This window comes from Ensifer canadensis, assembly GCF_017488845.2.
Classification (GTDB): Bacteria; Pseudomonadota; Alphaproteobacteria; order Rhizobiales; family Rhizobiaceae; genus Ensifer; species Ensifer canadensis.
This window is the reverse complement of record NZ_CP083370.1, coordinates 1,941,427-1,968,128: the sequence shown is the minus strand read 5'-3', so window position 1 is coordinate 1,968,128 and position 26,702 is coordinate 1,941,427. Positions and strand designations below refer to the sequence as shown.

Genomic DNA, 26,702 nt, shown 5'->3' with positions numbered 1-26,702 from the left:
TCCCGCAACACCGCTGCACGCTTTTGCGCGACATGCATTGATACACGTCGCGATCTTTCAGATTCGCCTTCTGCGCTTTAAGCCCTTGTTTTTACGCATTTCCTGACGGGAAATCGTTTCGCCCTTCCTGGGAGCCGCTAACGGGCCACGGGACAATGGCGGCGTGGGTGACCGAGGCGCGGCAACAGGAACCATACCGGTTGCGCTCAACCGGTAATTCCGATCGTCCTGCGCAGGCCGAAGAAGCGACACGGAGTTGGTCGAGATTTTTTCGGCTTGGCGAATGCGAATTGTCGGAACCGATTGATCTCGCCCGTCCTTGGGTCGGACCAGCGTGAGGAAGAAGCAATGAGAGAGTTGATCCTGAAGATGTCCGTGTCGCTCGATGGCTTTGTCGGCGGGCCCGAGGGCGAAATCGAATGGGTGTTCAGCGGCGATCAAGAGGCCATTGCCTGGTCGGTGGAGACGGTGGGGAACGCCAGCCTACACATCATGGGCAGCCGCACCTTTAAGGACATGGCGGCATTTTGGCCGACCTCCACACAGGTATTCGCGCCGCCGATGAACCGGATTCCGAAGGCCGTCTTCTCAAAACAAGGGCCGGCGGTCCTGAAAGCGGCTGAAGCGACCAGGGCGCTCGAAGATGCCCGGACCGACGCGGGAAGCACGCATTCGGGGAAGCTGCAGCCCGGCGCGGACAGTTGGAGTGAGGCCTATGTGGCGAGCGGCGATCTGGCCGACGAGATCGCCAGGTTGAAGTCCCGGGACGGCAAGCCGATCCTCGCCCACGGCGGCGCCGCCTTCGCGCGCAGTCTCATCGCGAAAGGTCTGGTCGATCAATACGCCCTGCTGGTGCATCCGGTGGTGCTCGGCAGGGGTTTGCCGATCTTCTCTGACGTCGCCCCGCCAAAGCGCCTCAAGCTGATCAGCTCAACAGCGTTTCCGGGGGGCTCGGTGGCGCAGATTTATCGGCCGGCGTGACCACGTCCGAGCATGCGATCCACAACTCCTACTGCATGTTTTTATCCTTAGATCCTATTCGATTTAAGGACAAAAACATGCAGCAATTCAAAGTGCTACAGCGACCTAAGACGCGCGGCGCTGTAGAACGTTTCCGATTTAGACGAAAACGCTCTATCTCTCTGTTTTTTAGCATTTCCTGACGGAAAGCCGCTTCGCGCTTTTCCTGGAAATGCTCTTAGTGCAGATGCCCCAGCTTGTCGGGATTGCGCACGATGTAGATCGCCACGACCTTACCGTCCTCGATCTCTAGTGCTGTCGACTGCAGTTCGCCGTCGGCTTCGCGAGTGACGAAGCCGGGCAGGCCGTTGATGAAGCCGGAGCGCACGAGCGTCGAGATCTGCGTGCGGAAGGCGACCGCCAGTTTTTCGTGCACGCCGAGAACCGCCTCGAAGCCGAGGATGGGGCGCATCGCTGCGGGGCGCTTGCCGCCGCCGTCGGCGTGGATGCTGACATCGGAGGCGAGCATGGCGCCGAGCGTCTTCAGGTCGCCGCTGCGCGAGGCGGTGAAGAAGGCTTCGGCAAGTTCGACGCCGCGCGCCTGCTCGACATGGAAGCGGGGCCGCGCCTCGCGGACATGGGTGCGGGCGCGGGCGGCGAGCTGGCGGCAGGCGGCCGGGTCGCGCTCGATCGTCGCGGCGACTTCCTCGAAGCTGAGGCCGAAGACGTCGTGCAGCAGGAAGGCGGCGCGCTCGAGCGGCGACAGGCGCTCCAGAGCGAGCATCAGGGGCAGGGTGACGTCCTCTTCCGGTTCCTCCTCGACGACGGGGTCGGGAAGCCAGGGGCCGACATAAGTCTCGCGCTGGCGCCGCGCCGACTTCAGCTGGTCGAGACAGAGCCGGGTGACGGTGCTTCGCAGGAACGCTTCGGGCTCGCGCACCGCGGAGCGGTCGGCCCCCATCCAGCGGATGAAGGCCTCCTGCACTATGTCCTCGGCGTCGGCGACCGAGCCGAGCATGCGATAGGCAACGCGCATGAGTTTCGGACGCAGCGGGTCGAAACCGGCCGCTGCGTCGAGCTGGGCGTTGCCCGTCATCAGGCGGCGACCTCGGCGACTGCCTTTGCCGCTGCCGGCTCGATCCAGAGGCCGAAGCCGACGGCCAGGCGGTTCCAGCCGTTGATGACGTTGATCATGAGCGTGAGCTTCACCTGCTCCTCCTCGGTGAAATGGTTCTGCAGAGCCTGACGAGCGCTTTCGTGGGTATGGCCCTCCGACAGGCGAGTGAGCGCCTCGGTCCAGCCTAGCGCGGCGCGCTCGCGTTCGGAATAGCAGGGGGCTTCGCGCCAGGCCGACAGCAGGTAGATACGCTGCTCGGTCTCGCCCTTGGCGCGCGCTTCCTGGGTGTGCATGTTGATGCAGTTGGCGCAGCCGTTGATCTGGGATGCGCGGATCTTGACGAGTTCGATGAGATCAGACTCGAGGCTGGCGGCGACGGACATAGAGACGCTGGTCCAGCTCTTCATCAGTTGCGGAGCGGCGGCGAAAAGGTCGATCTTGGCAGTCATGGTTCCGTTTCCTTTCGTTGGTTCCGACTACATGACGAGCCAGGATTGGCCCCTGTGACATCGACGCAGATTTTTTCGCGAATTTTTTCTGGCAGGCCCGCAGGCGGGGTGCGTGCTGCACCTTTGAAGGGTGGTGAGCAGATGGTTGCGCTTGAGCCTTGCCGCCATCTTCGCCGCGGCCAAGCTGGAAACGTGTTTGCCTGTCTATGGGCGTGACGTGTTTCCCGCACGTCGAAGAGACCTGCGGCGAGAGCCCACGGTCTCACCCGATGGCTGCGGGATAGGGTCGTCGCCGATCGCAAGCGGTACCGTTATTTCGCGGGCTGACGGCGTTCCAGAATGGATTGGAACAGATCGGCCTGGCGCTCGGCGGCAAGGCGAATGCGCTTCAATTGGCCGAGCATCGAGCCGAAGGCGGCAAGGGCGATGCCGATGCCGATGCCCGGAAGCGCCCATTGCAGCGCCCACATCACCGCCGGTGCGCCGAAGGACGGCAGGGTTACGGCAACGGCCGCGCCAGCCGATACCAGGATGACCAGAGCGCCGGCCACTTTCAGCAAAGTATCCATCACAATTCTCCATCCGTTTGGGGCGCACGATTTCGCGGCTTGCCGGTGCTGTCAAGGGTGTGTCAGCCGGCGGCCCTGTCACACCCCTGTAAAACACCGGCTCTAAGGCTCGGCGCCATCTTGAACCGAGGATATGCCGATGAAATCGTTTGTTTCCGTCGTTGCCGGCGCGCTTGTCGCTTCGCTGCTTTCCACCGCCGCCTTTGCCGAGAGCCTGGTGCTTTACACCAGCCAGCCGAACGAGGATGCGCAGGCGACGGTCGACGCCTTCAAGGCGGCCAATCCCAGTGTCGAGGTGGAGTGGGTGCGCGAAGGCACGACGAAGCTGATGGCCAAGCTGATGGCCGAGATCGAGGCCGGCAACCCGGTTGCCGACGTGCTTCTGATCGCCGACACCGTGACGATGCAGCGCCTGAAGGAAGCCGGCCAGCTGCTCGCCTACAAGTCGCCGGAAGCGGCCAACTACGACGCGGCGCTCTATGACGCCGACGGCGCCTATTACTCCACCAAGATGATCACCACCGGCATCATCTACAACACCTCGGCCTCGACGAAGCCTCAGGGTTGGCAGGATCTGGCGAAGGCCGACGCCAAAGGCCTGGTGACGATGCCGAGCCCGCTGACCTCGGGTGCGGCCCTCATCCACGCCCAGACGCTTGCCGGCATCGACGGCCTCGGCTGGGATTATTACAAGGCGCTGGCCGAAAACGGTGCCACGGCTGCCGGCGGCAATGGCGGCGTGCTGAAGGCGGTCGCCACCGGCGAGAAGGCCTACGGCATGATCGTCGACTTCATGGCGATCCGCGAGAAGGCCAAGGGCGCGCCGGTCGAGTTCGTCTTCCCGGCCGAGGGCGTTTCCGCCGTCACCGAGCCGGTCGGCATCCTGAAGACCGCCAAGAACCCTGACGCCGCCAAAAAATTCGTCGACTTCCTGATCTCGGTGGAGGGCCAGAAGACGGCGGTGAAGATGGGCTATATCCCGGCACGCAACGGCGTGGCGCTGCCCGAAGGTTATCCGGCGCGCGAGACGATCAAGGTTCTGCCGATCAATGCTGCTTCGGCCGTGAAGAATTCCGACGCCGACCTCAAGACCTTCTCCGGCATCTTCGGTACGAACTGATCGCCTGAATGTCCGAACAGGGTGAAACCATGCGCAGCCGGCACCGCTGGCTGCGCTTTCCCATTGCGGGGCTGCAGCGTCCGGGGCGGGTGAGGTCAAGCGAGCCAGGGTCGGGTCGCGCGAGACCGGGTGCTTCGCCCGCCGGCGAGCCGCGCTGGCTGGTGCCCTTCGTGCTCGCCTGCCTTTTCTTCCTCTGCGCGCTGCCGCTCATCAGCCTCGCCAAAGCCGGCTTTGCGGGAGTGATCAATGGCAATTCCATCGCTGTCTTGACCGAGCCTGCGACCTATGCGGCCATCCGCAACACTCTGGTGACGGCGACAGGCGGCATGCTGATCTCGCTTGTGATCGGCGCGCTCTTTGCCTTTGCCGTGGCGCTCACCGATGTCAGGGGCAAACTGTTTTTGAGTTTTGCCTTCATGTTGCCGATGATGATCCCGCCGCAGGTGACGGCCCTTGCCTGGGTGGAGATGACCGGGCCGGCAAGCCCGCTCCTGAAAACGCTGGGGATCGCACCGCCGCTCGGCAGCCCGCAGCCGCTCTATTCGCTGTTTGGCATCTCTCTGCTTCTCGGGGTGCAGCACGCGCCGCTGGTGTTCCTGGCGCTGAAGGCGGGGCTGGCTGCGTCGCCGCGCGACGGGGTGGAGGCGGCAAGACTTTCCGGCGCGTCGCCGTTTCGCGTCTTTCTCGATATCGTTGCGCCACTGGCCGCCCCCGGGCTGATCGCCGGTGCCGCAATCGCCTTCGTCTCCGGCGTCGGCAATTTCGGCATTCCGGCGATCCTCGGCATTCCCGCCGGGATTTCGGTGCTGCCGACGCTGATCTACACGCGGCTCGCGAGCTTCGGCACCGGCACCTTCGGCGAGATCGCGCTGCTCTCCAGCCTGATCGCTGTGATCGCGGCCGCCGGGCTGATCCTTCAACAGCGCGCGCTGGCGGGCAGGGACTACCGCATCATCGGCCTTTCCGGCGCCAGCGCCGCCTTTTCGCTCGGGCGCTTTCGTGTGGCTGTCGAACTGGCGCTTTCGGCGATCCTGTTTCTGGTGTTGGTAGCGCCGCTGGCGGCGCTGATCGCCAGCTCGCTGGTTCCGGCCTATGGCGTGCCGCTCAACCTTCAGACCGTCTCGCTGCGCGCCTATGAAGAAATTCTCTTTCGCCAGACGATGACGCTGAGCGCCTTTGGCAATTCGCTGTTCCTGGCGAGCACGGCGGCGCTCGGGCTGCTCGTCGTCGCGGTGCCGGCCGCCTATCTCATGAACCGGCGCAAGGGTGCGCTTTCAAGCACGATCGGCATCCTGATCGAGATTCCCTATGCGCTGCCCGGCATTGTTTTGGCGGTTGCTTTCATCCTCACCTTTGCAGCGCCGCTGCCGATCCTCAAGGTATCGCTCTACGGCACCATCTGGATCATCCTGATTGCGTATTTCTCCTCGTTCCTTGCCGTCAGCCTGAAGCCGGTTATGAGCGCCTTCCTGCAGATGGACCCATCGCTGGAGGAGGCGGCGCGGCTGTCGGGCGCCGGTTTCTTCCGACGCATGCGCGACGTCATCCTGCCGCTGGTGGCGCCGGCGGCGGGCGCTTCGATCATCCTCGTCTTTCTGATAGCCGCCAATGAGCTGACGGTTTCAGCCCTGCTGTGGTCGGCGGGTACGCAGACGCTGGGGGTGGCGATCTTCAACCTCGACGACAGCGGCTCATCCGATCTGGCGTCGGCGCTCTCGGTGCTGGTCGTCATCATGGTGATGGTACTGATGGCGGCGCTCGAGGCCCTTGCAAACTATCTACCGGAAGGCGTGCTGCCGTGGCGCAACTGATCCTCAATCACCTGACCAAGGATTTCGGCGGCGGTCGTCCTGCCGTCTCCGACGTGTCGCTGACGGTGCGCGAAGGCGGGTTTCTGGCGCTGCTTGGGCCATCTGGCTGCGGCAAGACCACGGTGCTGCGCATGATCGCCGGCTTCGAGCAGCCGACCGACGGCTCGATCGACTATGGCGAGCGCCGGCTATCGGATGCCTCGCGGGCGCTGCCGCCGGAAAAGCGCAACATGGCGATGGTGTTCCAGTCCTATGCGCTCTGGCCGCATATGACCGTGGCGGAAAATGTCGGCTATCCCCTGAAGGTGCGCGGCATTTCCGGCGAGACCTGGCGCAGCCGCGTCGGCGAGGCGCTGGCGCTGGTAAAACTCACCGATTATGCCGAGCGCCGACCTGCGGCCCTTTCCGGCGGAGAGCGGCAGCGGGTGGCGCTGGCGCGCTGCCTGGTGACGTCGCCCGATGTGGTGCTGCTCGACGAGCCGCTCGCCAATCTCGACCAGCACCTGCGTAAATCGATGGAGGAGACCTTCCGCATCTTCCATGAGCGCTCCGGCGCAACGATGGTCTATGTTACGCACGACCAGTCGGAAGCGATGGCGCTGGCGACCGATGTTGCCGTGATGTCGGAGGGGCGGCTGGTGCAACTGGCGCCGCCGGCGGAAATCTATACCCGCCCGGAAGGCAGTGTTGTCGGCGGGCTGATCGGCCGCGGCTCGATCCTCAGGCTACCACTACCAGAGGGCGCGCCGAGGGCGCTGGAGTGGCCGATGCTCCGCCAGGCAATCGGCTCCACCGACAGCGGCCTTCGTCGCGACGTGCTGGTGCGGCCCGAGCATGTGCGGCTCACCGCCGACGGCATCGCGCTCGAGGTCAAGGCTTGCGTCTACGAGGGCGAACGCTTTGCGCTGACGCTGGCGCTGCCGGACGGGCAGGCACTGAAGGCCTATGGCGGCACGGCCATTCCTGTTGGACAGAAAGCGACCTTCGCGATTGCCAGCAGCTGGCGGCTTTGAGGGCATAGGATAAGCGCCGATCGCGACCGACGGTAGGCAGCATCTGCGCCGGGTCGACAGGCAGGCAGAAACATCAATCGCAACGCGGTCTGTCGAGCTCCACCTTGAACTGTCTTGGTCCGACCAGCCCCGGCTCTGCCGGCAGGCCGACGATGTGGGCGATGACGGTGCATTTGCCGGCGACCACCGTATAGCGGTCGCGCCCCTGGCTGATGATCTTGTCGATCGGATATTTCGGCACTGCTGCGGCAACGGCGCTGATGATCGCGGTCAGTTCGTTGGCGCGCTGATAGTTCGGCGCAAGGGCGGCATGGGAAGCGCCGGCGCCGAGAAGCGCGACAGCCGAAAGGGCCAGGGCTCTGATCTGCATGCGCGGCTCCTGTTGCAGCAGCAGTCCACGGAGCCCGGCGGTGTTCAAGTCGGGTTACCTTTGCGCCTGGCGACTTTGACGCAGTCGGCTTGCGCAACCGCGGCTCGAAATAAACTATATAGTTAAATAAAACTGGTTGCTAAAAACAACTGGTATGGCATAGTGGCTGCATCACGACGGGGCGGCAATCATGCCGTGCGAGCCGATGGGAGGAAGCGATGAAACTTTATCAGGGCATGGGACCGAATTCGTACCGGGTGCGTATCTTCATGGCGGAGAAGGGCATCGAATTGCCGATGGTGGACGTCGATTTCGCCAAGGCGGAGCACAGGGGGCCCGAGTTCCTCGCGCTCAATTCGCTTGGCCAGATCCCGGTGCTGGAACTGGATGACGGCACCGTCATCACCGAGAGCGTCGCCATCTGCCGCTATCTCGAGGAGACGCACCGCGAACCGCAGCTTTTCGGCAGCGACGCCGTCAGCGGTGCCAAAGTGGAAATGTGGAACCGGCGGGCCGAGCTGGTGATTTTTGGCACCATCGGCAATGTCGCGCTGCATTCCGATGCTTTCTTCAAGGACCGCCTGAGGCAGTTTCCCGCCTTCGCCGAGACCGAGCGGCAGGCGGTGCCGAGGAAATGGGGTTGGCTCGACCGGGAGCTTGCCGATGGCCGGCCGTTCCTTGCCGGCGACAAGTTCTCGATCGCGGACATCACCGCCGGCGTCTGCGCCTGGCTTGGCGACGTCTTCGGCATGGAGGTGCCGGGAGATCTCAGGAATGTCCAGCGCTGGCTGGAAAGGGTGCGGGCGCGGCCGAGCTTTGAGGCTTAGACCGCCCGTCGAGGGACGGGGTTATCGCGGTGATCCGCCCCTCATCCCCCTGCCGGGACCTTCTCCCCGCTGGCGGGGAGAAGGGACTTTGCGGCACCCGCCGAGACGCATTCCGCAAGAGGGATGGAATTGGACGTGCGGAGAATTGGAGGGGGCCGCACGCTCGGTTCTCCCTCTCCCCGCACGCGGGGAGAGGGCTGGGGTGAGGGGCAAATCTGGCCGCCATTTGGAGTGCGCCCCTGAGGGTGGACAGTGATCAGGCCGCTGTTTTGCCAGTCTGCCGGATGTGTTGATCCTCGAACTGCTGCGGGCTCAGATAGCCGAGCGCTGAATGAAGTCTGCGTGTGTTGTAAACCTCCTCGATGAAGTGGGGAAGGTGTTCGGTCACCTCTTCGAAAGTTTCATAGGCCATCGGGTACACCGCTTCGACCTTCAGCGTCTTCATGAAGCTTTCGGCTTTGGCATTGTCATAGGGATTCCCCCTGCGGCCCATTGAGCCGACGAGACCACCGCCAGCCAGTGCATCCCTGTAGACCTGAGCTGCGTATTGGGAACCGCGGTCGGAATGATGTATGCAGCCCGATGGCGGCCGCCGACGCTCTATCGCTGCCTTTAATGCTGCAACCGTCAGACGCGCGTCGATACTCCGATTGACGGCGTAACCGACGATCAACCGTGACCAGGCATCGAGGATGACCGCGACATAGATGAAGCGGGTTGGCAGCGCGACGTAAGTGATGTCGGAAACCCAGAGCTGGTTGGGGCCGGTCGGCACGATGTCCTTCGCCAGGTTCGGGAAGATCAGGCCATCATGATTGCTGTCGGTGGTGGCGACGAACCTGCGGCGAATCTTCGGATGCAGATCGTGTTGACGCATTAACCGTCTGATCTTCTTGTGGTTGATGACCCAACCCTGCTGGCGTAGCGCGGCACCAACGCGACGGTAGCCGTAGAATTCAAATTCATCGCAGATGGCAAACATCGCCTCGACGATAGAGGTATCGTCGACAGGCATTTCCGGGCGGTCATAATAGGTCGAGCGTGCGATACCCATCAGCTCGCATCCTTCGGCGACGGAGATACCAGCGGGCCGGTGATGGCGGATGTAGCTCCGCTTCTCGGCCGCGGTGCGTTTTTCAGAGCCCCCTTTAGAAACTCCAGTTCCAGCGCCTGTTTGCCAACGAGGCGTTCAAGCGCTGCAATCCGGGCCGTATTCCTGAATAAGGTCGGCGGCCTGAGCGTCGTCGTCGAACGCACCTTGCTCATACTTGCTCACCCAAATCCGGATCAAGTTGCGCGACACGTCGTGGCGCTTTGACAGGCCATGCAAGGTCTCGCCCGCGACAAACTCCTGCGCGACCTGCCGTTTGAATTCCATACTGTGAATGCGATGTTTTGCCATGGGTTCCACTTTCGGAAACCCGGCCAGCCCGGTCAATTCATCATGCCTATCTGTCCACCCTCAGGGGCGCACTCCAATTTGCAGTTCACGTTTGCCCCCGATTGGCACTTGTATTGGCCGATCCGCCCTGTCGACATAGAGTGGGAAGAGATGCGCCGCGCCGTTTCGGTCCATTGAAGCAAGAAGAGGGTGGCGCCGGCTCGATCCGAGGCAAATGGCGGTTGCCTATGTGGAAATGTAGCAAGTCATTGATAAAAAGAATTAATTTGGTCGCCACGACGAACTGGGCGAAGGACTGAAATCCCACTCGAACGGCAAATGACAAATCATGTGTGGAAAGTGGCATCAGCCTTTTCTCTTGCCTTCTCCGTGGCTTTTTTCAATTCCTAAAATAACAGCTGCCCGATTCGCCCCGATCCGTTGTTTTGGCGGCGTTCGCCCTAGGAGACAAAGCCATGAACGATTTCAAGAAGCCCACGATCACCGAAATGCGCCCGAAGATCACCGTCATCGGTGTCGGCGGCGGCGGCGGCAATGCCATCAACAACATGATCACCGAAGGGCTCCAGGGGGTCGATTTCATCGTGGCGAATACGGACGCCCAGGCACTGGCGATGTCGAAGGCGTCGCGGTTGATCCAGCTCGGTGCGCATGTGACCGAGGGCCTTGGTGCAGGTTCGCTGCCGGAAGTCGGGCGCGCGGCGGCGGAAGAATCGATCGACGAGATCATGGATCACCTCGGCGGCACGCATATGTGTTTCGTCACCGCCGGCATGGGCGGCGGCACCGGCACCGGTGCTGCGCCGGTGATCGCGGCGGCAGCCCGCAAGGCCGGCATCCTGACGGTCGGCGTCGTCACCAAGCCGTTCAGCTTCGAAGGCAAGCGCCGCATGCAGATGGCTGAAGAGGGTGTCGAGCGCCTGCGCGAAGCGGCCGACACCGTTATCGTCATCCCCAACCAGAACCTCTTCCGCATCGCCGACGCCAAGACCACCTTTGCCGATGCCTTCGTGATCGCCGACCGCGTGCTCTATTCCGGCGTCGGCTGCATCACCGACCTGATCGTCAAGGAAGGCCTGATCAACCTCGACTTCGCCGACGTGAAATCCGTCATGAAGGGCATGGGCCGGGCGATGATGGGTACCGGCGAGGCGACCGGCGAGGGCCGCGCGCTGATGGCGGCGGAAGCGGCGATCGCCAACCCGCTGCTCGACGAAGTGTCGATGCGCGGCGCCAAGGGCGTGCTGATCTCGATCTCCGGCGGCATGGACATGACGTTGTTCGAAGTCGACGAAGCGGCCACCCGCATTCGCGAGGAAGTCTATGACGAGGCCGACATCGTCGTCGGCTCGATCTTCGACCGCACGCTCGACGGCACCTTCCGCGTGTCGGTGGTGGCAACCGGCCTCGACAGCCAGCGCAACGCGGCAGACCCGGCAAGTGCTGCGGCGAACGCCGGCCAGCCCGGCCAGCCCGGCCAGGCGCCGACCCGCACGCTGCAGTAACGGCTCGGCCTCACGCGCTGCCAGGTTCCTGGCGGCATCGAAGCCTTCTGCCTTTCTTTGAAAATCCTCCCGTGCGATGACAGCCGCCCGGGGGGATTTTTCGTATGGACGAGAGGGGCATGATGGACGCGGAACGAGACGGTCAGGCGGGTTTGCCCGACAACGACGCCACGGCCGCCCAGCGCGTGCGGGCGGTTCGCACGGCCGAAACGATCCTGAACGAGCGCTATCCAGGCGCGCTGTTTGCCATCGTTGCCGGCTCGATCCTGCGCGGCGAGGGCACGCCATCCTCCGATATCGATCTGGTGGTGCTGCACGAACACTTGAGCAATGCCTGGCGCGAGAGCTTCATCGCCGGCGGATTTCCGGTCGAGGCTTTCGTCCACGATTTCGAGACGCTGAACTGGTTTGTCGATCAGGATCTTGCCAGCGGCTATCCCGTGCTGCTCGACATGGTCGCAGGCGGAACAGTTGTCGGCCGGGACATCGATCGCGGCCTGGCCCTCCAGAACGAGGCAAAGGCCAGGCTTTCATGCGGGCCGGGTCCGCTCAAGGCGGAGCGGCGGGACATGCTTCGCTACCAGATCACCGACCTGCTTGACGACCTCAGGGATAGGCGGCCGACGGCGGAAATGCGGGCGATCGCCGCGGCCCTCCACCAGCCGCTATGCGACCTGGCGCTGCTCGGGCGCGGCCACTGGTCGGGCAAGGGCAAATGGCTGCCGCGGCTCCTCCAGCGTCTTGACCCCGCGCTGGCGCAGCGCTTCGACGACGCTTTCCGGTTGGCTGGCGAGGCGCAGCCAGATGTGCTGGTGACTCTGGCGCAGGACGAGCTCGAGCGCCAGGGTGGGCCGCTGTTTGACGGTGATCGCCGCGATGCGCCGCAGACTGCACGGCGGCAGGGTGGGCTTTCGGGCTAGAGCATCTCCAGGAAAAGTGCGAAGCGGTTTTCCGCCAGGAAATGCCGTGGCACGGCGCGCCGCGATTTCCAGGGTGCGCTTCAAGCTCGTGTATTAGCAGCATGTCGCTGCGCACGTTTGCGCGACAAGCGTTATGTCTCGGCGGCGGCCGCTTCGGGATCGATCGGCTTTTTCGCCAGCCTCGCATTCGCCGCAGCCACATCGGCGTCGCTCAGGCCACCGGGGCCGGAGCGCACGGTGACGGCATTGGAGGCGAGGCTGAGGCCGGCCTCGCGCAGCGCGGGCAGCAGCCGTTTCATCGCCTCGCGCTGCAGGATGCTGGGGTTGCCCGGCCGGGCGGTGAATTTCAGCCGCACGACCAGCGAGTTTTCGGTGACGTCCTGGATGCCCTGCATCTTCAAGGGTACCAGGAACTCCGGCCCGAACTCCTCGTCCTCCAGCATGGCAAGGCCAACCTTCTTGATGGTCTTGCGGATTATTTCCGGATCGTCCTAGCGCTCGAATTTCAGCTCGAACTTCACCGTGCTCCAGTCGCGGCTGTAGTTGGTGACGGCCTGAAGCTGGCCATAGGGAATGGTGTGGATCTGGCCGTTCTGGTGGCGCAGGCGCAGCGAGCGGAGCGAAATGCGCTCGACCGTTCCCTTGAGCTTGCCGGTGTCGACATATTCGCCGACGCGAAATGCGTCGTCGGCGATGAAGAAGATGCCGGATACCACATCCTTGACCAGCGTCTGCGAGCCGAAGGAAAGCGCCAGGCCAAGCACGCCGAAGCCGGCAAGCAGCGGCGCGATGTTAATGCCGAGCGCCGAAAGCACGACGAGGCTGGTGACGGCGAAGATACCGCCGAAGACGAGATTGCGGATCAGCGGCAGGATGGTCGAAAGCCGGCTTGTCTGATGGATCTGCGCCTCCTCCTCGGTCTCGCCGGGCATGGAGACGCGGGCGGTGGGCGCAAAGGCCTCAAAACTGCGCCAGAGGAAGCTGCAGATCACCCAGCTGGCGACGACGGCAAGGCTGACGCGCTCTAGAATGACGATCCAGTCGACGGCGGCGGTGGTATCGCCCTGGATCATGATCGGCCTCCACAGCACGATGATGATATGCAGCCCGATCAGCCACACGGCGCCGGCAAGGGCGGTCTGCACGCTGCCGGCGATGGCCAGGTGCAGCGGCGAGGAGGCGGGCGTGCGCCGGCGATCGGCGGCCGCACCCGCCAGCGAATGGATGCCGAAGGCGAGGATGGGAAGGCCGAGCAGGATGACCTGCGTCGTGCCGCCGGCAAAGCTCCACTGAGCGCTGTTGGGGCTGCCGGCGACGATGCAGCCCATGAGCCAGAGCGTCAGCGCACTCAGCGCATAGAACTCGGGAACGACGAATGCGATGGCGCGGCGGACGGCGCCGGGCGCTTCGCCGGCAAAGAGATTGCGGATATCGGTGCGGCCGGCGATGAACCAGTAGAGCTTCAGGAACGTCACTGCGGTGACGCCGATCAGAAACCAGCCCTCGATGGCGGCGGGCTCCAGGGCACGCTCGTTGGCGAAGCGCACGCTGGCGCCGACGACGGCACCGATGGCGCCATAGGCAACCAGCATGGCGAAATGGAAGCGTGGCCGGGCGATGGGCAGCAACCGCGTCTGCGGCCGCGACGGGGCGAAGAGAAAGCGGCCGCAGACCGCATAGGCGGCCGTGGTGACGGCGACGGTTACCAGCGCGCGGGCCAGCTCTTGCGAGGCAGTGCCGGCGGTGAGGAAGAACCTTAGCATCGCATGCGCGACGCCTGCGAAGATGACGAGATGGATGATGTCGAGACCCAGCCGCACCAGCGAAGCGCGCACGCGGTGCAGCACGTCGACGATGGCGAAATGGCTGCCGATGAGGCGGTGGAAGACAAAGCCGAGCAGGCCGGCGGCGGCGAGGCCGGCAAGAATGGCCGCCAGCGCCACCGAGGTGACCGAAAGGATAGACCGTCCCTCGGCGCGCACGCTGGCTGCGACATCGCCCATGACGGCAGCGATGGCCGAGGTGCCATTCAGGCCCATCTGCAGGCCATTGACGAAGCGAGCCGATAGTCCCTCGAGCGCGTCGTCGGCCGCGGGCGACTGGGGCTGAGGCGTTGTGGCGGCGGCTGTGGTGGCGTCGATCGGTGCCTTTGGTGCGGTGTCCGGCGCATCGCGCCATTCGACGGTGACCGGCCGGCCGGAAGCGGCTGCTGCCCGCAGCGTGCTTTCGATCTCCTCGCTTGGCTGACCATGGGTGAGAACGACGGTCACGGGGGCCGGCGGCGTCTGCGCCCGGGCGTAGAGCGGCGGAAGGAGCATGACGAGAAGGGCGAGCAGCGCAGGCAGGCGAGACGACGTGGGCAGGAAAGACGCCATGAAATCCATCCGTGAAGCGCCGGGGCGTTGGATGCCGCAGCAGGTCGAACGGCCGCCCGCTCCGGTCGATCTTCCGTCGGCGGAGCAGGGCGGCTCGTTTATGAGGCTATTGTGAAATTTCTGTCCTGTCGACGGGCGGCGCCAGCACCGCCCTTTGCCGGTCACTTCGTGGTGTAGCCGCCATTGACGAGGATGGTCTGGCCGGTCATCCACCAGCCGTCGGAGACGAGGAAGCGGATGAAAGGCACGATGTCCTCGATATCGGTAAGGCCTGTGGTCGAGAACTTCGACAGCGCGGAAGCAGTCTTGTGATAGGCAACGGCATCGGCGCCTTCGGCAGGATAGAAGAAGGGCGTATCCATCGGCCCCGCGCCGATCGCCGTCACCGAGATGCCGCGATCGCCGAATTCCTTGGCGGCGGCGCGGGTGAAGTGTTCAACCGGCGCCTTGGTGCCGGCATAGGCGGCGTAAAACGGCGTGAAGGCGCCGAGCAGCGAGGTGACCAGCGTGCAGACCTTGCCGTTGTCGCTGACATTTTTGCCGGCTTCCTTCAGGAAGAAGAAGGCGGACTTGGAATTGACCGCGGTCATCTCGTCATACTCGGCCTCGGTGATGTCGACGAGCGGCTTCTTCACCACCTTGCCGACCGTGTTGACGGCGATATCGATGCCACCGAGCGCGGCCTTGGCATCGGCAAACAGCTTTTCCACCGCGCTGGCGCCGGTCAGGTCGGCCTGGAAGGCGAAGGCATTGGCACCAGCCGCCTTGATCGCAGCCACGGTCTCCTCGGAGGGGGCCTTAGTTGCGGCGCTGTTGTAATGGATGGCGACGGCGCGGGCGCCCTGTTCGGCAAAATCGCGCGCCAACAAACCGCCGAGGTTTTTCGCGCCGCCGGCGATGAGAACGGATTTACCTCTGATGCTGTGATCGGTCATGGCCAGAACCTTTTCGGTGCTTGAAGGCCGCCCGCTGCGGCCGTCTTTCCACCCGAAGCATATCGTCGGCATCTCTGTTATAAAGCCGCCGTCCGTGACATAACCTGTCAGGAATCTCGAACAATAAGCGGCTGACCATGGACCGGATCGAGCTTTTTCGCATTTTCACACGCGTCGTCGACTGCGCCAGCTTCACTCGCGCCGCCGACACGCTGGATATGCCGCGCTCGTCGGTGTCGGCGGCGGTGCAGGCGCTGGAAACCCGGGTGGGCACGCGGCTCCTGCATCGCACCACCCGCAAGGTTTCGCCGACCCAGGATGGGGCGGCCTTCTACGAGCGCTGCATGCGGCTGATCGCCGATGTCGACGAGACGGAAAACCTGTTTCGCCAGGGAGAGGACTGGCCGACCGGCCGGCTGCGCGTCGAGCTGCCGAGCCGGATCGGCCGGCTGATCGTCGCCCTGAACTCGCCAGCTTCCTCGAGCGATATCCCGGTATCGACGTCGACCTTGGCATGACCGACCGGGCGGTGAACCTGATCGAGGAAAGCGTCGATTGCGCGCTGCGGGTCGGGCCGCGCAGTGATTCCGCCCTGATCGCCCGGCCGATCGGTAACCTCAAGCTCGTCAATGTCGCAAGCCCGGCTATCTCACGCGCTATGGCACGCCCGAAAAACCGGAAGACCTGGCCCGGCATTTCGCCGTCAACTACGCGTCGCCCTCAACCGGCCGGGTGGAGGAGTGGGAGTGGATCGAAGGTGGCGAGACACGGACCGTGGCGATGGCCGGCCGCGTTACCGTCAACAGCGCCGAGGGCAGCATCGCCTGCTGCCTGGCGGATCTCGGCCTCATCCAGATCCCGGCCTATGACGTCAAGGCGCATCTGCAGGCCGGAGACCTCGTCGAGGTCATGCCCGGCCATTGCGCCGAGCCGATGCCGCTGGCGCTGCTCTACCCGCACCGCCAGCATCTTTCCCGTCGCTTCCAGGTGTTTGCCGAGTGGCTGGAGGGATTGATGCGGCCGTTGCTCGCCACCTGATGGGGTGCGTGGCGGCGAAGGCGGGCAGCCGCTGATTGCAAGGGTGGCGAGGCGCGTCGCGGGTTTTGCGGACAAGAGGAGGCGTCCGGTGCGGCGATGGCCCTTACTCATTCGGGCTTCGGACTGTCATGGATGGCCGATCCGCGCCTCTGCCTGGTGCCGGTTTCCAAGTGCCTCATGCCAGCGGATGACGTCAGATAATGCGGGGTGACCGCCGCCCGCGGATGGGGCAATATCAGCGATTACTCTTGTCATCCCCAGCGCGGTGCCTCACCGACAGTGGGCTTTCGCGCGGAGGCATTGTAAGAGCCTGCCGCGTCCAAACGGAGTTCGATCGTGAGCGTTGCCTTCACCAAGGAAGAAAGTGCCGAAACCGCGGCGGAAACCCTTTTGCCCGACCGCCCGGTTTCGCCGCATCCCAACCTTGTCACCGAAGCGGGCCTCAAGGTGCTGGAGCAGCAGCAGCGCGAAGCGCGCGCGGCCTATGATGCGACCAGCGGGATCGAAGACGTCAACGAGCGCCGGCGGCAGGCGGCCGGCCCCTTGCGCGACCTGCGCTATCTTGCCGAACGGCTGCGCACCGCCCAGCTCGTCGCCGCCCCGACCTCGACTGACATCGTCGCCTTCGGCAGCACCGTCACCTTCAGCCGCGACGACGGCCGGGTGCAGACCTATCGCATCGTCGGCGAGGACGAGGCGGACCCGAAGGCCGGATCGATTTCCTACGTTTCCCCGGTGGCCCGGATCCTCATGGGCAAGGGGGTCGGCGATGTGGCTGCCATGGGCGGACACGAGCTGGATATTACGGGGATTTCATAGGGCGGGCGTTTTGTCCGACGGCCATTTCCTCTCGATGCAACGGCGTCAGTCGGGCATTCTTGTGAATGTTCATTCGGTGCGATCCTGGAAAACTGAGGTGTGGTAACTCCAGTCTCCTAAATCTGCTCCAAATGGACAACCTCCTGAAAGTTCACAGCTAGAGGCGCTGGCTTGGCTGCTACTGGCCCGGGATGGGACGATGGCTATCAATCACGGCTATCGTGGAAAGAGAATTCGATATTATATTCAATCAACAAAGGCCTCGAAACAAACTGGTTTTGCCATGGCGCAAGAAAAACCTACAGTCATGCGGCGCACGGTCGTGCTCATCAAGATCGTATGGTCAGTGTCGATCATCGTCGCAGCGACAGCGGTGGGAGCTTCGACTGGCTGGGAGAACCATGGACTTGTCGGAGCGCTAGCTCTTGGATTCGTTGGCCTCTTTGTTGGCGGCTTCCTAAGTTCGCCTTCGCTGCTTTTGCAACTGATAACTTAATATCTCGCCGACGTTGAGCCACTTCACATCGGGGGTGTTTTTCAACGGTATCGGCCAAAAGCTGCCGCTGCCTTTCACCCGGCTACTCGACGGTCGGGGGCGAGCCACGCCGGGTCGTGAGCGGTTGAGTCAGTATCAAGAGCGCAATCTGTGTGGTAGTATTCCGCCACATCCGGAAGACTGATCCAAGCGGCGCATCAATGACGCCGTCCGGTTGCTCGCATTCGCTGCAATCACTGCCGTCACGTCGTCCTGCTCAGAAGCGTCATCGCTGAAATAATCAAGGTGCCGATTCTGAAAGCTCCGCCGATGTTGCCGGCCGTGCCCAAGGCGACCAAGGGCACAGTCCTACGTCTCTACAGTCCGATCGAACCTTTCTTCAGTATGGAATGGCCGCCGAGCGAGATCGAAATGGTGCAGTGCGCGTCCGCCCTCGGACGGAGCTGCCACGAGGGGAGGGTGTTGACATGCGTAGCATGAAATCGACCGCGATTGCATCGACCGCCATCATCACAATCCTGATGGGGTTTGGTGCGGCGAGCGCACAACAGATCACCGGCACACCGGGCAACCCGGATGCCACGACGACGGTCGACGGGCGATATCTCCCCAACCCCCCGCCGACATTCGGTGGTGCGATCGGGCTCAGCGCGAAAGACTCGAAGCCCTATTGGCCGCCGCAGATCGTGCCCCCAAAAGGCGCGCCGAACATCCTTTTGATCATGACCGACGACGCGGGCTACGGTGTCCCTGGTACCTTCGGCGGTGTTGTCCCCACGCCTGCATTGGACCGGATCGCGCAGGCGGGGCTCCGCTACACCCAGTTCAACTCGACGGCGCTCTGCTCGCCCTCGCGCGCGGCTCTGATTACCGGCCGCAATCATCACTCCGTGGGTTTCGGTGTGATCTCCGAGCAGGCCACCGGTTATCCAGGTTATGATTCCATCCTCGGTCTCGATAACGCCAGCGTCGGTGAAATCCTGAAAGACAACGGCTATGCGACGTCCTGGTTCGGCAAGAACCACAACACGCCGAGCTATCAGTACAGCTTGGCGGGCCCCTACGACCAATGGCCCTCTGGGATGGGTTTCGAATACTTCTATGGCTTCATGGGCGGCGAGACCGACCAGTGGACACCCTACCTGTTCCGCGATCACACACAGATTTTTCCATGGATCGGAAAGCCCGGCTACAACCTCACGACTGACATGGCGGATGAGGCGATCGGCTACATGCGACAACTCAGCGTCGTTGCGCCTGATAAGCCGTTCTTCCTCTATTACGTGCCGGGCGGCACCCACGCCCCCCATCATCCAACCCAGGAATGGGTCGATAAGTTCAAGGGCAAGTTCGACATGGGCTGGAATGCCATGCGCGACCAGATATTCGCCAATCAGAAGAAGCTGGGCGTCATTCCGGCGAACGCCCAACTGACGCCGTGGCCCAACGATCTGCCCAAGTGGGATACGCTCGACGCCGACAGCAAGAAGCTCTTCGCGCGCCAGGCGGAAGTCTATGCCGCCTATGTGGCCTACACCGACAATGAGATCGGACGGGTGATCCAGGCGGTGGACGATTTGGGCAAGCTCGACAATACGCTCGTCATCTACATCGAAGGCGACAATGGTACCAGTGCCGAAGGTTCCACCGTTGGCACGCCGTTCGACCTGGCCGCGATCGAAGGCATCAATGTTCCGGTCAAGGAACAGTTGAAATATTACGATGTCTGGGGTTCGGACAAGACCCAGCCGCACATGTCGGTGGCGTGGTCCTGGGCCTTCGACACCCCATTCAAGTGGACGAAGCAGGTGGCATCGCACTTTGGCGGCACCCGGCAAGGCATGGCCATGGCCTGGCCGGCCCGTATCAAGGATGCCGGTGGAATCCGCACACAATTCCACCATTTGATCGACATCGTCCCGACGATCCTCGAGGCGACCGGCATTCAGGCTCCCGTGATGGTCAACGGCGTGGCGCAGAAGCGGATTGAAGGCGTTTCCATGGCCTATAGCTGGGACAAGGAGAACGCCAATACTGCGTCTCGGCGTACGACGCAGTATTTCGAAATGCTGGCCAACCGCGCCATCTACCACGACGGCTGGATGGCATCCACAACGCCGCCGCTTGCGCCGTGGTTGCTCGGTTTGGGTAAGATGCCCGAAGTGGTCAATGGCTACACCTGGGAACTCTACAATCTCAACGAGGACTATTCGCAGAACAACGACCTCGCGGCCAAGATGCCTGACAAGCTTCAGGAGTTGAAGGAACTGTTCCTCGTCGAGGCGGCGAAGTATGGTGTGTTTCCGCTCGACAACGACTTTCTCCAGCGCGTTCTCGCACCCCGCCCGAGTGCCACGGCCGGAAAAACCTTGTTTACGTACTCAGGCGAAATATCCGGTCTTCCATCCGGAAACGCGCCCGACATCGTCAATAAAAGCTACACTGTCACGGCTGAGGTAGACGTGCCGCAAGGCGGCGGCGATGGCATGCTGGTCACCCAAGGCGGTCGCTTCGGCGGGTACGGGCTCTACCTGCTGAAGGGCAAGCCGGTCTTCCTTTACAACCTTCTGGCACTGGAAAAATTCCGTTGGGAAGGCCAGGACGCGCTCACTCCGGGCAAGCATACCATCGTCTTTACCTTCAAATACGATGGTGGCGGCCCCGGCAAGGGCGGCAGCGGAGTCCTGAACGTCGACGGCAAAGAAGTCGCCAGTCAAAAGGTCGCAAACACCGTGCCCTTCCTCATGACGATTGACGAGACCTTCGATGTCGGCGTCGATACCCGCACTGGCGTCGAGGACGGGGATTACCAGGTGCCATTTCAGTTCACGGGAACCATCGACAAGCTGTCGGTGCAACTGAACTAAGCAAGGGCCGGTTCGTCCGTCTGCGCCCCAAGAGGCGTCTCGTACATCCGTGCCGGCAGGGAGGATGAAATGACAGATGTTCAATTTAGTGGGCTTCAGGGCGAAACGGTCACCCTTTCAACCGACCTTTTGGAGATGTTGGGAACTCGGTGTCGCGGGAACGTGTGTTTGGCCGGCCAGGCTGGTTACGACGAGGCCAGGACAATCTGGAACGCCATGATCGATCGGCGGCCTGGGGCTGTGGTGCGCTGCCATGGCGCAGGAGATGTCGTAAAGGCGGTGCAGTTTGCCCGCGACAACGGATTGCTCCTCTCTGTACGCGGTGGCGGTCACAACATATCCGGCAATGCCGTCTGCGAAGGCGGACTTTTGATCGATCTTTCGCCGATGCGTTCTGTCCGGGTCGATGACAAGGCACGCACCGCGAGGGTCGAGCCTGGCGCGACGCTCGGAGAGTTCGACAAAGAGGCGCAGGCGTTCGGTCTTGCCACCCCGCTCGGTATCAACTCAACCACAGGGGTGGCCGGTCTCACGCTTGGGGGTGGTTTCGGGTGGCTCAGTCGCAAATACGGATTCACGGTAGACAATCTGATTTCGGCCGATGTGGTGACCGCCGACGGCGAGCTTGTCCATGCAAACACAACGGAAAATCCGGACCTATTCTGGGCTCTTCGCGGCGGCGGTGGAAATTTTGGCGTGGTCACGTCGTTCGAGTTCAAGCTGCATCCGGTCGGTCCCGATCTGGTATCCGGGCTGATCGTTCATCCGTTTGCCCACGCCCGTGAACTTCTTGCGGGGTATCGCCGCGTGGCGGCCGCTGCGTCCGACGATCTTACCATTTGGGTGGTCCTGCGTAAGGCGCCGCCATTGCCGTTCCTGCCCGAAGAGGTGCACGGCAAGGAAATCCTCGTCTTCGCCGTCTGCTATGCCGGTGAGCCGAGCAGAGCCGAGGAGGCACTTGAACCACTGCGTTCGCTTGGCGAACCGATCGCCGACGTCGTCGGCGTGCAGCCATATTCCGCATGGCAGACGGCATTCGATCCGCTTCTCACGCCAGGGGCATTCAACTATTGGAAGTCGCACAATTTCACGGCCCTGAGCGACGGGTTGTTTGAGATCCTGAGCGAACATATAGGGACGTTGCCGACTGATGAATGTGAAATCTTCATCGGGCAGCTCGGTGGTGCCAGCAGCCGCGTGGCACCCGACGCGACCGCCTATCCGCATCGCGAGGCCAAGTTTGTCATGAACGTTCACACCAGGTGGCGTGACCAGGCCGACGAACAACCCTCCATCGATTGGGCGCGGGCAATCTTTGCCGCGGCTGCGCCACATGCGACAGGTGGCGTCTACGTCAACTTCATGCCGGAGGATGAAACCGAAAGGGTCGCCCAGGCCTATGGTGGCAACCATGCACGGCTGGCGGCGCTTAAAGCCAAGTACGATCCTGGCAATCTCTTCCGGCTCAACCAGAATATCCAGCCAGAACGAAAATCGGGCTAACGCGGCAAAAGCTTTCATGCAGCGAGGAATTCGCGCGGTGCCTAGGAACGCCAACGTGCCGGCGCTCGGCACGTTGGCCATGCGCCCACCGCCGTCAGGCTTGGGACCGCGAATAGACCAGCTCGACACCGGCGCGGAAACAACGCTGGGCCATGGCTGCTGCATCAAGCAGCGGGCAGAAATCCATCCGCTTCATTTGCTGTATTCCGGCGGTTTCTCATGCGGTCGCCTTTGTCGGCACGAAAAAACTCTTGGTTTTCGCCTTCACGGTGGTCTTCGGTTGTTTCGAAGACACGCAGGCGTGTGCTTTCCACATCACTGACCGTTCGCTGGACAACAAGCGTTGGGGGCCACTCAGGAGAGGCTCCCGCACCTGCCGGGAAATCGCCCTCGACATTTGCGCTTCAATGCCTAATCTCCGCGGCAATTCAGTTATGGAATTGCTTGATGTCCCTTCGACTTGCCACCTTCAATATTGAAAATCTCATGAGCCGCTTCGATTTTTCCGGCTTCCGCAATCAGCTCAAGCAGGACCGGGTGCTCAGACTCTTCGAGGTGAAGAGCGAGGCGGAGTATCAGCGGCTGGAGGAGGCGCGGACGATCGCGCATACGGATGATACGCGGCAGATGTCGGCGCTGGCGATTGCCGATTGCGATGCGGATATTCTGTGTTTGCAGGAGGCCGACAACATGGCGTCGCTGCAGGCGTTTGAGTACAACTATCTCTTCCGCATGGTCGGCAACGGCTATCGCCAGAAATACCTGATCGAGGGCAATGATTCGCGCGGGATCGACGTGGCGGTGCTGATGCGCGAGGAAACGCGCGATGGCCAGCCGATCGAGTGCCTCGAGGTGAAGAGCCATGCGGGGCTGACCTATGCGGATCTCGATATCTTCAACGATGCGCTCGCTGCCTCCAGCCGGCCGAACGACCGGATCTTCAAGCGTGATTGCCTGGAACTGGACCTGCGGATCGGCGGGCGGCCGCTGACGCTTTATGTCGTGCATTTCAAATCCATGGGGCCGGCACGCGACGGGCTCGACGGGCGCCAGGCGACGATGCCGGTGCGGGTGGCCGAGGCCAAGGCCGTGCGCCATATCATCGAAAGCCGCTTTGGTCGCGGGCATACGGCTGACAAGATGTTCGCGATCTGCGGCGACATGAATGATTATCAGGAGAAGGTCGACATCCTTGGCGACCGGCGCAACGGCTACGAGTTCGTGCCGCGCGAGGAGGAGGAAAGCGCGCTCGATGTGCTGACTGCAGACGGTTTTGTCGAAAACCCGATGCTGCGCCGGCCGGTGCTCGACCGCTGGACGCTGTTTCACAGCCGCGGGCCGCAGGAGCGGCACCTCTGCCAGCTCGACTATATCTGGCTGTCGCCGGCGCTCGCGCAGCGCAATGCAGCCCAAGTGCCGGAAATCATCCGCGGCGGCCAGCCCTTCCGCACGATCTTTCCGCCGGGGCAGGAGGTGGAGCGCTATCCGCGCACCGGCTGGGACCGGCCGAAGGCATCGGACCATTGCCCCGTGGCCATGACACTGGACGTGTGACGATGGATACTCTCGAAAGCAACCTTGCCCACTGGCCCGAAGAAGGCGAGATCCTGCCGATCTCAGGCGTCGATATCCGGGTGAAGGAGGGCCCGCATCCCTTCCATCTCGATCAGGTGGATACCGCGCAGGAAAACTGGCGGGCGGAGATCGCCGCTAACCCGCATCTCTTCGACGGGCAGATGGTGCTGCAGCGGGCGCTCCGGATCGAGGACGGCCGCGTGGTCGGCGAGGGGCATGTGGTGCCCTATTCGACCTTTCTGTGGTGGCGCAAGACCCGCGCGGACGCCGCCTTCCACCTGTTCGCCATGCCGGTGATCGTGTCGTCCGATGGTGCCCTGATCCTGGTGCGCATGGGATCGCACACGGCCAATCCGGCCCGGGTCTACAGCCCCTCGGGCTCGCTGGAGCCTGATGACGTGGTCGACGGCCGCTGCGACATTCCAGGCAATATCCGCCGCGAGGCGCTGGAGGAAACCGGCATCGACCTCGATGCCGCGACTGCCGAACCCGGCTATCACGTGCTGCACATGGGGCGGGCGGTGACGGTGTTCCGGCTCTACCGGGTGGCGGAAACGGCGGAAGCGCTGGTTGCAAGGGTGGCCGCCCATATCGCCGGCGATCCCGAGCCGGAGATCGACGAGGCGATCGCCATCTGGGGGCCGGATCCGGGTGCGCACAACTATCCGCCGTTCATTTTGCCGATCCTCACCTGGCTGTTTGACGGAAAGCGGTGACGATGTCTCGGGGGCATGGCCATTGCGCTGTGCGGCGGCGGAGCGCGTCGTCTTTGAGATGTGGTCAACCGGTGCGCGGAGCGGCCCTGTTCGTCGGCAGGCGGCGAACGGCGGCCCTATCCATGGGCGGCGCGCGGCTGCTTGGCGTATGCCGGAAAATGGCAGGGGCTGATTCAAACGGTCGGCGTTGGCTTTTCGGCGAACGATCGGCGCAACCGTCAACCGTGCGGAATTGAGACGCTCACAGCGATCGACCCAAGACTTCCATTCTGTGCTGCTTTGTCCCGATGGGGACCGGCCCTGCGGTGCGCACCATCTCGAAGCCCTGGCCTTCCCAGAAGCGAAGGCCCTGTTCATTCTCTGCGAAGACGGCGAGCTCCACGCGGTCCGCGCCTTGTGTCTTCAGCCAGCTGAAGAAGTCGTCGCAGAGTGTTTTCGCCGCGCCGTGCCGGCGAAAGGCCGGATCGATCATCAGCAAGGCGATCCACCAGGACTTCTCCTGCGGATAATTGCGGTCGCAGGCGAGCATGCCGATGAGGTTCCCGGCGCCCGATTTCAATCCGAAGACGAACTTGTCGGCCTCGGTTCTGCCCGGCGGAAAGCTTTGAAATTCTTCGATCGCCACGGTTGCATCCGGTGGATGGCCGCGCTCCAAAACCACATAGTCCTGACAGTTCTGGTAAAGCGGCATCAGTCGCGGTGCATCCGCTTCAATCAGCCCTTCGATCTCAAAACCGGAGAGCGAGATCGGGAATGTCGTGGTCTTATCCATGGCCGGCACATTACATGGCAAAGCTATCGGTACAATCCGCATTGTGGCGGTGCGGCGGCGCCTGCACATCGGTCGTCAGGGAGGACACGGCGTCACGGTCGATAATGTCGATCGTGCCTCTTTTTGGCGTTTCGGACCCAATGCCGAAGAATGATCGTGGCTAGGCAGGCGGCTGCGGCCGGATAGATCGCGGGCCACTGGAACAGCAGTGCGACGATGGCACCCACGTAGCTGGCGAATGCACAATAGATGACGATGGAAAACGACCCGGCATAAAACGAGGTGATGCGGCGATAGTCCTGCAGGAATTCCGCCAATCCCCTGGCGAACGGCGACAAAAGCCCCCGAGACGGTGGGCGTTCGACGCCGCGCCGCGCCTCCATCTCCCTGAGCTTGTTGAGTAGCCGCTTTGTTGTGCTGGGCATTTGTCGATGTTGATGGGCGTCGTGACAGGATTTCATCCGAGATTATCGCAAGAGCAGTTTCGGCAAGGTAAAGGCAACTCTTCCGCGTAGCCGCATTCAATGCGTATCCGACCCCGATGGTGCCCAATGGTCGGGCGTTGGCTCGGATCACCAAAATCCTATAGCCGTAAAGCATGAAGACACTCGCTTGCCTCATCCTATCCGCCGCATTGGCGTTTGCTTCCAGCCTGATCATCGCGGGGTTGTTTCTACCCGTCTACGGCATTTTCGAGGGCGGGACGCACAACTGCCTGAATGACGGTTTGCGGGCGTGTGTCTCCATCATCCCGCTGAGCGCGCTGATTTACGGACCGTTGTTTGTCTTCGCCGGCGTCGTGGTCGGGACGCCCATTTTCATGACGATGCTCGCATCGCGCGGTTGATTGCTGTGGTTGGGTGCGCAGATATGCAGTCAGCAGCGCTCGCCAGATGCGGGGTCCGGGCTGGTGGGCATGATGTCGCGTTGCTGGTGCAGCGCCGCTGGCAGGGGCGCGAGACGGAAGGCCGACATGTGCCGACCCATCCGCACGCCGGCGTCAGGCCTCGATCTTGCGCGCTATTGCGATCTTCGGGTTGCGGAAGCCCATGGCGATCCAGGCCCAGAGAAGCTTGGCGTAGAAGGATACGGTGTGGGTCTTCAGGTTGGGGATGTCCTTGGGCAGCCAGGAAGCGTCGGGCAGGTCGCCGACCATGGTGCGCAGCTCGGCCTTCGGCCGCGTCTCGGCCGGCCAGAGGTGCAGATAGAGGCTGAGCCAGTGCGCGCCCTTCATTTCCAAAAACATCGGCGTGTTGCAGCAGGTGGCGACGACGCGGCGTGAGCCCGCACCCTCTGACAGCCGGAATTCGCTGAGGTTCTCCTCGCCGGAGACAATCGTGATCCGGTCCTTGCGGTATTCGGCGCTGGGGGTGGCCTCATAGGAAGTCAGGATGTTGCGGGCGCCGGGCAGGGCGCCAAGGCGGGCGGCGGCCGCCCTGCAGCTGTCGCAAAGGCATTCGGAAACAAGGATCGGCGCTCCCTGCACTTTCAGCCGTGTCTGTCCGCAGGCGCATCCGATATGGGTGGTATCGCTCATGTCGCA

27 protein-coding genes and 1 pseudogene are annotated in these 26,702 nt (G+C 62.8%); 16 read left to right on the top strand and 12 right to left on the bottom strand.

Annotation, left to right across the window (positions count from 1 at the left end):
• Positions 1 to 348 precede the first annotated feature (348 nt).
• The gene (locus J3R84_RS09685; protein WP_025427532.1) at positions 349 to 981 is read left to right on the top strand and encodes a dihydrofolate reductase family protein; all 633 of its coding nucleotides are present in this window, start codon (positions 349 to 351) and stop codon (positions 979 to 981) included.
• 217 nt (positions 982 to 1,198) lie between these two features.
• On the opposite strand, the gene J3R84_RS09680 is transcribed toward J3R84_RS09685, so the two are convergent.
• The 3 genes from J3R84_RS09680 to J3R84_RS09670 form a co-directional block, all read right to left on the bottom strand.
• Entirely contained in the window at positions 1,199 to 2,056 is an 858-nt protein-coding gene (locus J3R84_RS09680; RefSeq protein WP_025427531.1) for a sigma-70 family RNA polymerase sigma factor, read from the bottom strand.
• Positions 2,056 to 2,526 (bottom strand): carboxymuconolactone decarboxylase family protein, encoded by a 471-nt coding sequence (locus J3R84_RS09675; RefSeq protein WP_025427530.1) that lies wholly within the window; start codon positions 2,524 to 2,526, stop codon positions 2,056 to 2,058. The genes J3R84_RS09680 and J3R84_RS09675 overlap by 1 nt, the downstream gene beginning before the upstream one ends.
• Positions 2,527 to 2,837: 311 nt before the next feature.
• The gene (locus tag J3R84_RS09670) at positions 2,838 to 3,095 is read right to left on the bottom strand and encodes a hypothetical protein (protein ID WP_025427529.1); all 258 of its coding nucleotides are present in this window, start codon (positions 3,093 to 3,095) and stop codon (positions 2,838 to 2,840) included.
• A gap of 139 nt (positions 3,096 to 3,234) precedes the next feature.
• Here J3R84_RS09670 and J3R84_RS09665 point away from each other — a divergent pair, with 139 nt between their 5' ends.
• Genes J3R84_RS09665 through J3R84_RS09655 form a run of 3 tightly spaced genes read left to right on the top strand, consistent with a single transcriptional unit; the run spans position 3,235 to position 7,039 of the window.
• Complete coding sequence (locus J3R84_RS09665; RefSeq protein ID WP_025427528.1) at positions 3,235 to 4,215, top strand: ABC transporter substrate-binding protein; 981 nt, start codon at positions 3,235 to 3,237, stop codon at positions 4,213 to 4,215.
• Positions 4,216 to 4,244: 29 nt separating this feature from the next.
• Complete coding sequence (locus J3R84_RS09660; protein ID WP_107027167.1) at positions 4,245 to 6,026, top strand: ABC transporter permease; 1,782 nt, start codon at positions 4,245 to 4,247, stop codon at positions 6,024 to 6,026.
• Positions 6,014 to 7,039 carry an ABC transporter ATP-binding protein gene (locus J3R84_RS09655; RefSeq protein WP_203528153.1) on the top strand — a complete coding sequence of 342 codons (1,026 nt, stop codon included), beginning with the start codon at positions 6,014 to 6,016 and terminating at the stop codon, positions 7,037 to 7,039. Before J3R84_RS09660 ends, J3R84_RS09655 begins: the two co-directional genes overlap by 13 nt.
• A gap of 73 nt (positions 7,040 to 7,112) precedes the next feature.
• Here J3R84_RS09655 and J3R84_RS09650 read toward each other — a convergent pair whose 3' ends face one another.
• Positions 7,113 to 7,409 carry a hypothetical protein gene (locus tag J3R84_RS09650; RefSeq protein WP_025427525.1) on the bottom strand — a complete coding sequence of 99 codons (297 nt, stop codon included), beginning with the start codon at positions 7,407 to 7,409 and terminating at the stop codon, positions 7,113 to 7,115.
• 218 nt (positions 7,410 to 7,627) lie between these two features.
• On the opposite strand from J3R84_RS09650, the gene J3R84_RS09645 reads away from it, so the two are divergent.
• On the top strand, positions 7,628 to 8,236 hold the full coding sequence (locus J3R84_RS09645) for a glutathione S-transferase family protein (protein ID WP_057206215.1): 609 nt from the start codon (positions 7,628 to 7,630) through the stop codon (positions 8,234 to 8,236).
• Between the two features lie 256 nt (positions 8,237 to 8,492).
• Here the strand turns inward: J3R84_RS09645 and J3R84_RS09640 are convergent, their stop codons facing one another.
• Positions 8,493 to 9,317: an IS3 family transposase gene (locus J3R84_RS09640; protein ID WP_239637576.1), complete on the bottom strand. Its 825-nt coding sequence runs from the start codon at positions 9,315 to 9,317 to the stop codon at positions 8,493 to 8,495.
• A gap of 108 nt (positions 9,318 to 9,425) precedes the next feature.
• Positions 9,426 to 9,674 carry a transposase gene (locus J3R84_RS38710; protein WP_309141652.1) on the bottom strand — a complete coding sequence of 83 codons (249 nt, stop codon included), beginning with the start codon at positions 9,672 to 9,674 and terminating at the stop codon, positions 9,426 to 9,428.
• 419 nt (positions 9,675 to 10,093) lie between these two features.
• On the opposite strand from J3R84_RS38710, the gene ftsZ reads away from it, so the two are divergent.
• Both ftsZ and J3R84_RS09625 read left to right on the top strand, forming a co-directional pair.
• Positions 10,094 to 11,143 carry a cell division protein FtsZ gene (gene ftsZ, locus J3R84_RS09630; protein WP_025427522.1) on the top strand — a complete coding sequence of 350 codons (1,050 nt, stop codon included), beginning with the start codon at positions 10,094 to 10,096 and terminating at the stop codon, positions 11,141 to 11,143.
• 119 nt (positions 11,144 to 11,262) lie between these two features.
• A complete protein-coding gene (locus J3R84_RS09625) occupies positions 11,263 to 12,063 on the top strand; it encodes a nucleotidyltransferase domain-containing protein (RefSeq protein ID WP_025427521.1) in 801 nt (266 codons plus the stop codon).
• Between the two features lie 131 nt (positions 12,064 to 12,194).
• On the opposite strand, the gene J3R84_RS09620 is transcribed toward J3R84_RS09625, so the two are convergent.
• From J3R84_RS09620 to J3R84_RS09610, 3 genes are all read right to left on the bottom strand, one after another.
• Entirely contained in the window at positions 12,195 to 12,506 is a 312-nt protein-coding gene (locus tag J3R84_RS09620) for a hypothetical protein (RefSeq protein ID WP_203528151.1), read from the bottom strand.
• Positions 12,507 to 12,554: 48 nt separating this feature from the next.
• Entirely contained in the window at positions 12,555 to 14,438 is a 1,884-nt protein-coding gene (locus J3R84_RS09615) for a mechanosensitive ion channel family protein (RefSeq protein WP_203528149.1), read from the bottom strand.
• Between the two features lie 161 nt (positions 14,439 to 14,599).
• On the bottom strand, positions 14,600 to 15,373 hold the full coding sequence (locus tag J3R84_RS09610) for an SDR family oxidoreductase (RefSeq protein ID WP_025427519.1): 774 nt from the start codon (positions 15,371 to 15,373) through the stop codon (positions 14,600 to 14,602).
• Between the two features lie 137 nt (positions 15,374 to 15,510).
• On the opposite strand from J3R84_RS09610, the pseudogene J3R84_RS09605 reads away from it, so the two are divergent.
• The 8 genes and pseudogenes from J3R84_RS09605 to J3R84_RS09570 all read left to right on the top strand — a co-directional run bounded on the left by J3R84_RS09605 (position 15,511) and on the right by J3R84_RS09570 (position 24,387).
• A pseudogene (locus tag J3R84_RS09605) lies at positions 15,511 to 16,411 on the top strand (LysR family transcriptional regulator).
• A 336-nt stretch (positions 16,412 to 16,747) separates the two neighbouring features.
• A complete protein-coding gene (gene greA, locus J3R84_RS09600) occupies positions 16,748 to 17,230 on the top strand; it encodes a transcription elongation factor GreA (RefSeq protein WP_025427518.1) in 483 nt (160 codons plus the stop codon).
• A gap of 199 nt (positions 17,231 to 17,429) precedes the next feature.
• Positions 17,430 to 17,726, top strand: coding sequence for a hypothetical protein (locus tag J3R84_RS09595; protein WP_225906314.1), 297 nt, complete (start codon positions 17,430 to 17,432; stop codon positions 17,724 to 17,726).
• Positions 17,727 to 18,202: 476 nt separating this feature from the next.
• Positions 18,203 to 20,593 (top strand): arylsulfatase, encoded by a 2,391-nt coding sequence (locus J3R84_RS09590; protein WP_203528226.1) that lies wholly within the window; start codon positions 18,203 to 18,205, stop codon positions 20,591 to 20,593.
• A gap of 69 nt (positions 20,594 to 20,662) precedes the next feature.
• The gene (locus J3R84_RS09585) at positions 20,663 to 22,096 is read left to right on the top strand and encodes an FAD-binding oxidoreductase (protein WP_025427516.1); all 1,434 of its coding nucleotides are present in this window, start codon (positions 20,663 to 20,665) and stop codon (positions 22,094 to 22,096) included.
• A 152-nt stretch (positions 22,097 to 22,248) separates the two neighbouring features.
• On the top strand, positions 22,249 to 22,575 hold the full coding sequence (locus J3R84_RS09580; protein ID WP_144239152.1) for a hypothetical protein: 327 nt from the start codon (positions 22,249 to 22,251) through the stop codon (positions 22,573 to 22,575).
• Positions 22,544 to 23,650 carry an endonuclease/exonuclease/phosphatase family protein gene (locus tag J3R84_RS09575; RefSeq protein WP_025427515.1) on the top strand — a complete coding sequence of 369 codons (1,107 nt, stop codon included), beginning with the start codon at positions 22,544 to 22,546 and terminating at the stop codon, positions 23,648 to 23,650. Before J3R84_RS09580 ends, J3R84_RS09575 begins: the two co-directional genes overlap by 32 nt.
• Positions 23,651 to 23,652: 2 nt before the next feature.
• Positions 23,653 to 24,387 (top strand): NUDIX hydrolase, encoded by a 735-nt coding sequence (locus J3R84_RS09570; RefSeq protein WP_025427514.1) that lies wholly within the window; start codon positions 23,653 to 23,655, stop codon positions 24,385 to 24,387.
• 241 nt (positions 24,388 to 24,628) lie between these two features.
• On the opposite strand, the gene J3R84_RS09565 is transcribed toward J3R84_RS09570, so the two are convergent.
• Together J3R84_RS09565 and J3R84_RS09560 are read right to left on the bottom strand one after the other, a co-directional pair.
• Positions 24,629 to 25,159 carry a GNAT family N-acetyltransferase gene (locus J3R84_RS09565; RefSeq protein WP_025427513.1) on the bottom strand — a complete coding sequence of 177 codons (531 nt, stop codon included), beginning with the start codon at positions 25,157 to 25,159 and terminating at the stop codon, positions 24,629 to 24,631.
• Positions 25,160 to 25,251: 92 nt separating this feature from the next.
• Positions 25,252 to 25,584 (bottom strand): hypothetical protein, encoded by a 333-nt coding sequence (locus J3R84_RS09560; RefSeq protein WP_025427512.1) that lies wholly within the window; start codon positions 25,582 to 25,584, stop codon positions 25,252 to 25,254.
• Between the two features lie 173 nt (positions 25,585 to 25,757).
• On the opposite strand from J3R84_RS09560, the gene J3R84_RS09555 reads away from it, so the two are divergent.
• Positions 25,758 to 26,006: a hypothetical protein gene (locus J3R84_RS09555; RefSeq protein WP_025427511.1), complete on the top strand. Its 249-nt coding sequence runs from the start codon at positions 25,758 to 25,760 to the stop codon at positions 26,004 to 26,006.
• A 153-nt stretch (positions 26,007 to 26,159) separates the two neighbouring features.
• Here the strand turns inward: J3R84_RS09555 and J3R84_RS09550 are convergent, their stop codons facing one another.
• On the bottom strand, positions 26,160 to 26,696 hold the full coding sequence (locus tag J3R84_RS09550; RefSeq protein WP_025427510.1) for a GFA family protein: 537 nt from the start codon (positions 26,694 to 26,696) through the stop codon (positions 26,160 to 26,162).
• Between the last annotated feature and the right edge of the window lie 6 nt (positions 26,697 to 26,702).

Coding starts and splice junctions, on each gene's coding strand:
- J3R84_RS09650 (WP_025427525.1), bottom strand. CDS start 7,409: ATGCAGATCAGAGCCCTGGCCCTTTCGGCTGTCGCGCTTCTCGGCGCC.
- J3R84_RS09660 (WP_107027167.1), top strand. CDS start 4,245: ATGCGCAGCCGGCACCGCTGGCTGCGCTTTCCCATTGCGGGGCTGCAG.
- J3R84_RS09580 (WP_144239152.1), top strand. CDS start 22,249: ATGGCTGCTGCATCAAGCAGCGGGCAGAAATCCATCCGCTTCATTTGC.
- J3R84_RS09665 (WP_025427528.1), top strand. CDS start 3,235: ATGAAATCGTTTGTTTCCGTCGTTGCCGGCGCGCTTGTCGCTTCGCTG.
- J3R84_RS09610 (WP_025427519.1), bottom strand. CDS start 15,373: ATGACCGATCACAGCATCAGAGGTAAATCCGTTCTCATCGCCGGCGGC.
- J3R84_RS09555 (WP_025427511.1), top strand. CDS start 25,758: ATGAAGACACTCGCTTGCCTCATCCTATCCGCCGCATTGGCGTTTGCT.
- J3R84_RS09645 (WP_057206215.1), top strand. CDS start 7,628: ATGAAACTTTATCAGGGCATGGGACCGAATTCGTACCGGGTGCGTATC.
- J3R84_RS09565 (WP_025427513.1), bottom strand. CDS start 25,159: ATGGATAAGACCACGACATTCCCGATCTCGCTCTCCGGTTTTGAGATC.
- J3R84_RS09620 (WP_203528151.1), bottom strand. CDS start 12,506: ATGCTGGAGGACGAGGAGTTCGGGCCGGAGTTCCTGGTACCCTTGAAG.
- J3R84_RS09590 (WP_203528226.1), top strand. CDS start 18,203: ATGAAATCGACCGCGATTGCATCGACCGCCATCATCACAATCCTGATG.
- ftsZ (WP_025427522.1), top strand. CDS start 10,094: ATGAACGATTTCAAGAAGCCCACGATCACCGAAATGCGCCCGAAGATC.
- J3R84_RS09585 (WP_025427516.1), top strand. CDS start 20,663: ATGACAGATGTTCAATTTAGTGGGCTTCAGGGCGAAACGGTCACCCTT.
- J3R84_RS09675 (WP_025427530.1), bottom strand. CDS start 2,526: ATGACTGCCAAGATCGACCTTTTCGCCGCCGCTCCGCAACTGATGAAG.
- J3R84_RS09595 (WP_225906314.1), top strand. CDS start 17,430: ATGGCTATCAATCACGGCTATCGTGGAAAGAGAATTCGATATTATATT.
- J3R84_RS09680 (WP_025427531.1), bottom strand. CDS start 2,056: ATGACGGGCAACGCCCAGCTCGACGCAGCGGCCGGTTTCGACCCGCTG.
- J3R84_RS09560 (WP_025427512.1), bottom strand. CDS start 25,584: ATGCCCAGCACAACAAAGCGGCTACTCAACAAGCTCAGGGAGATGGAG.
- J3R84_RS09575 (WP_025427515.1), top strand. CDS start 22,544: ATGTCCCTTCGACTTGCCACCTTCAATATTGAAAATCTCATGAGCCGC.
- J3R84_RS09570 (WP_025427514.1), top strand. CDS start 23,653: ATGGATACTCTCGAAAGCAACCTTGCCCACTGGCCCGAAGAAGGCGAG.
- J3R84_RS09670 (WP_025427529.1), bottom strand. CDS start 3,095: ATGGATACTTTGCTGAAAGTGGCCGGCGCTCTGGTCATCCTGGTATCG.
- J3R84_RS09615 (WP_203528149.1), bottom strand. CDS start 14,438: ATGGCGTCTTTCCTGCCCACGTCGTCTCGCCTGCCTGCGCTGCTCGCC.
- J3R84_RS09625 (WP_025427521.1), top strand. CDS start 11,263: ATGATGGACGCGGAACGAGACGGTCAGGCGGGTTTGCCCGACAACGAC.
- J3R84_RS09550 (WP_025427510.1), bottom strand. CDS start 26,696: ATGAGCGATACCACCCATATCGGATGCGCCTGCGGACAGACACGGCTG.
- J3R84_RS09685 (WP_025427532.1), top strand. CDS start 349: ATGAGAGAGTTGATCCTGAAGATGTCCGTGTCGCTCGATGGCTTTGTC.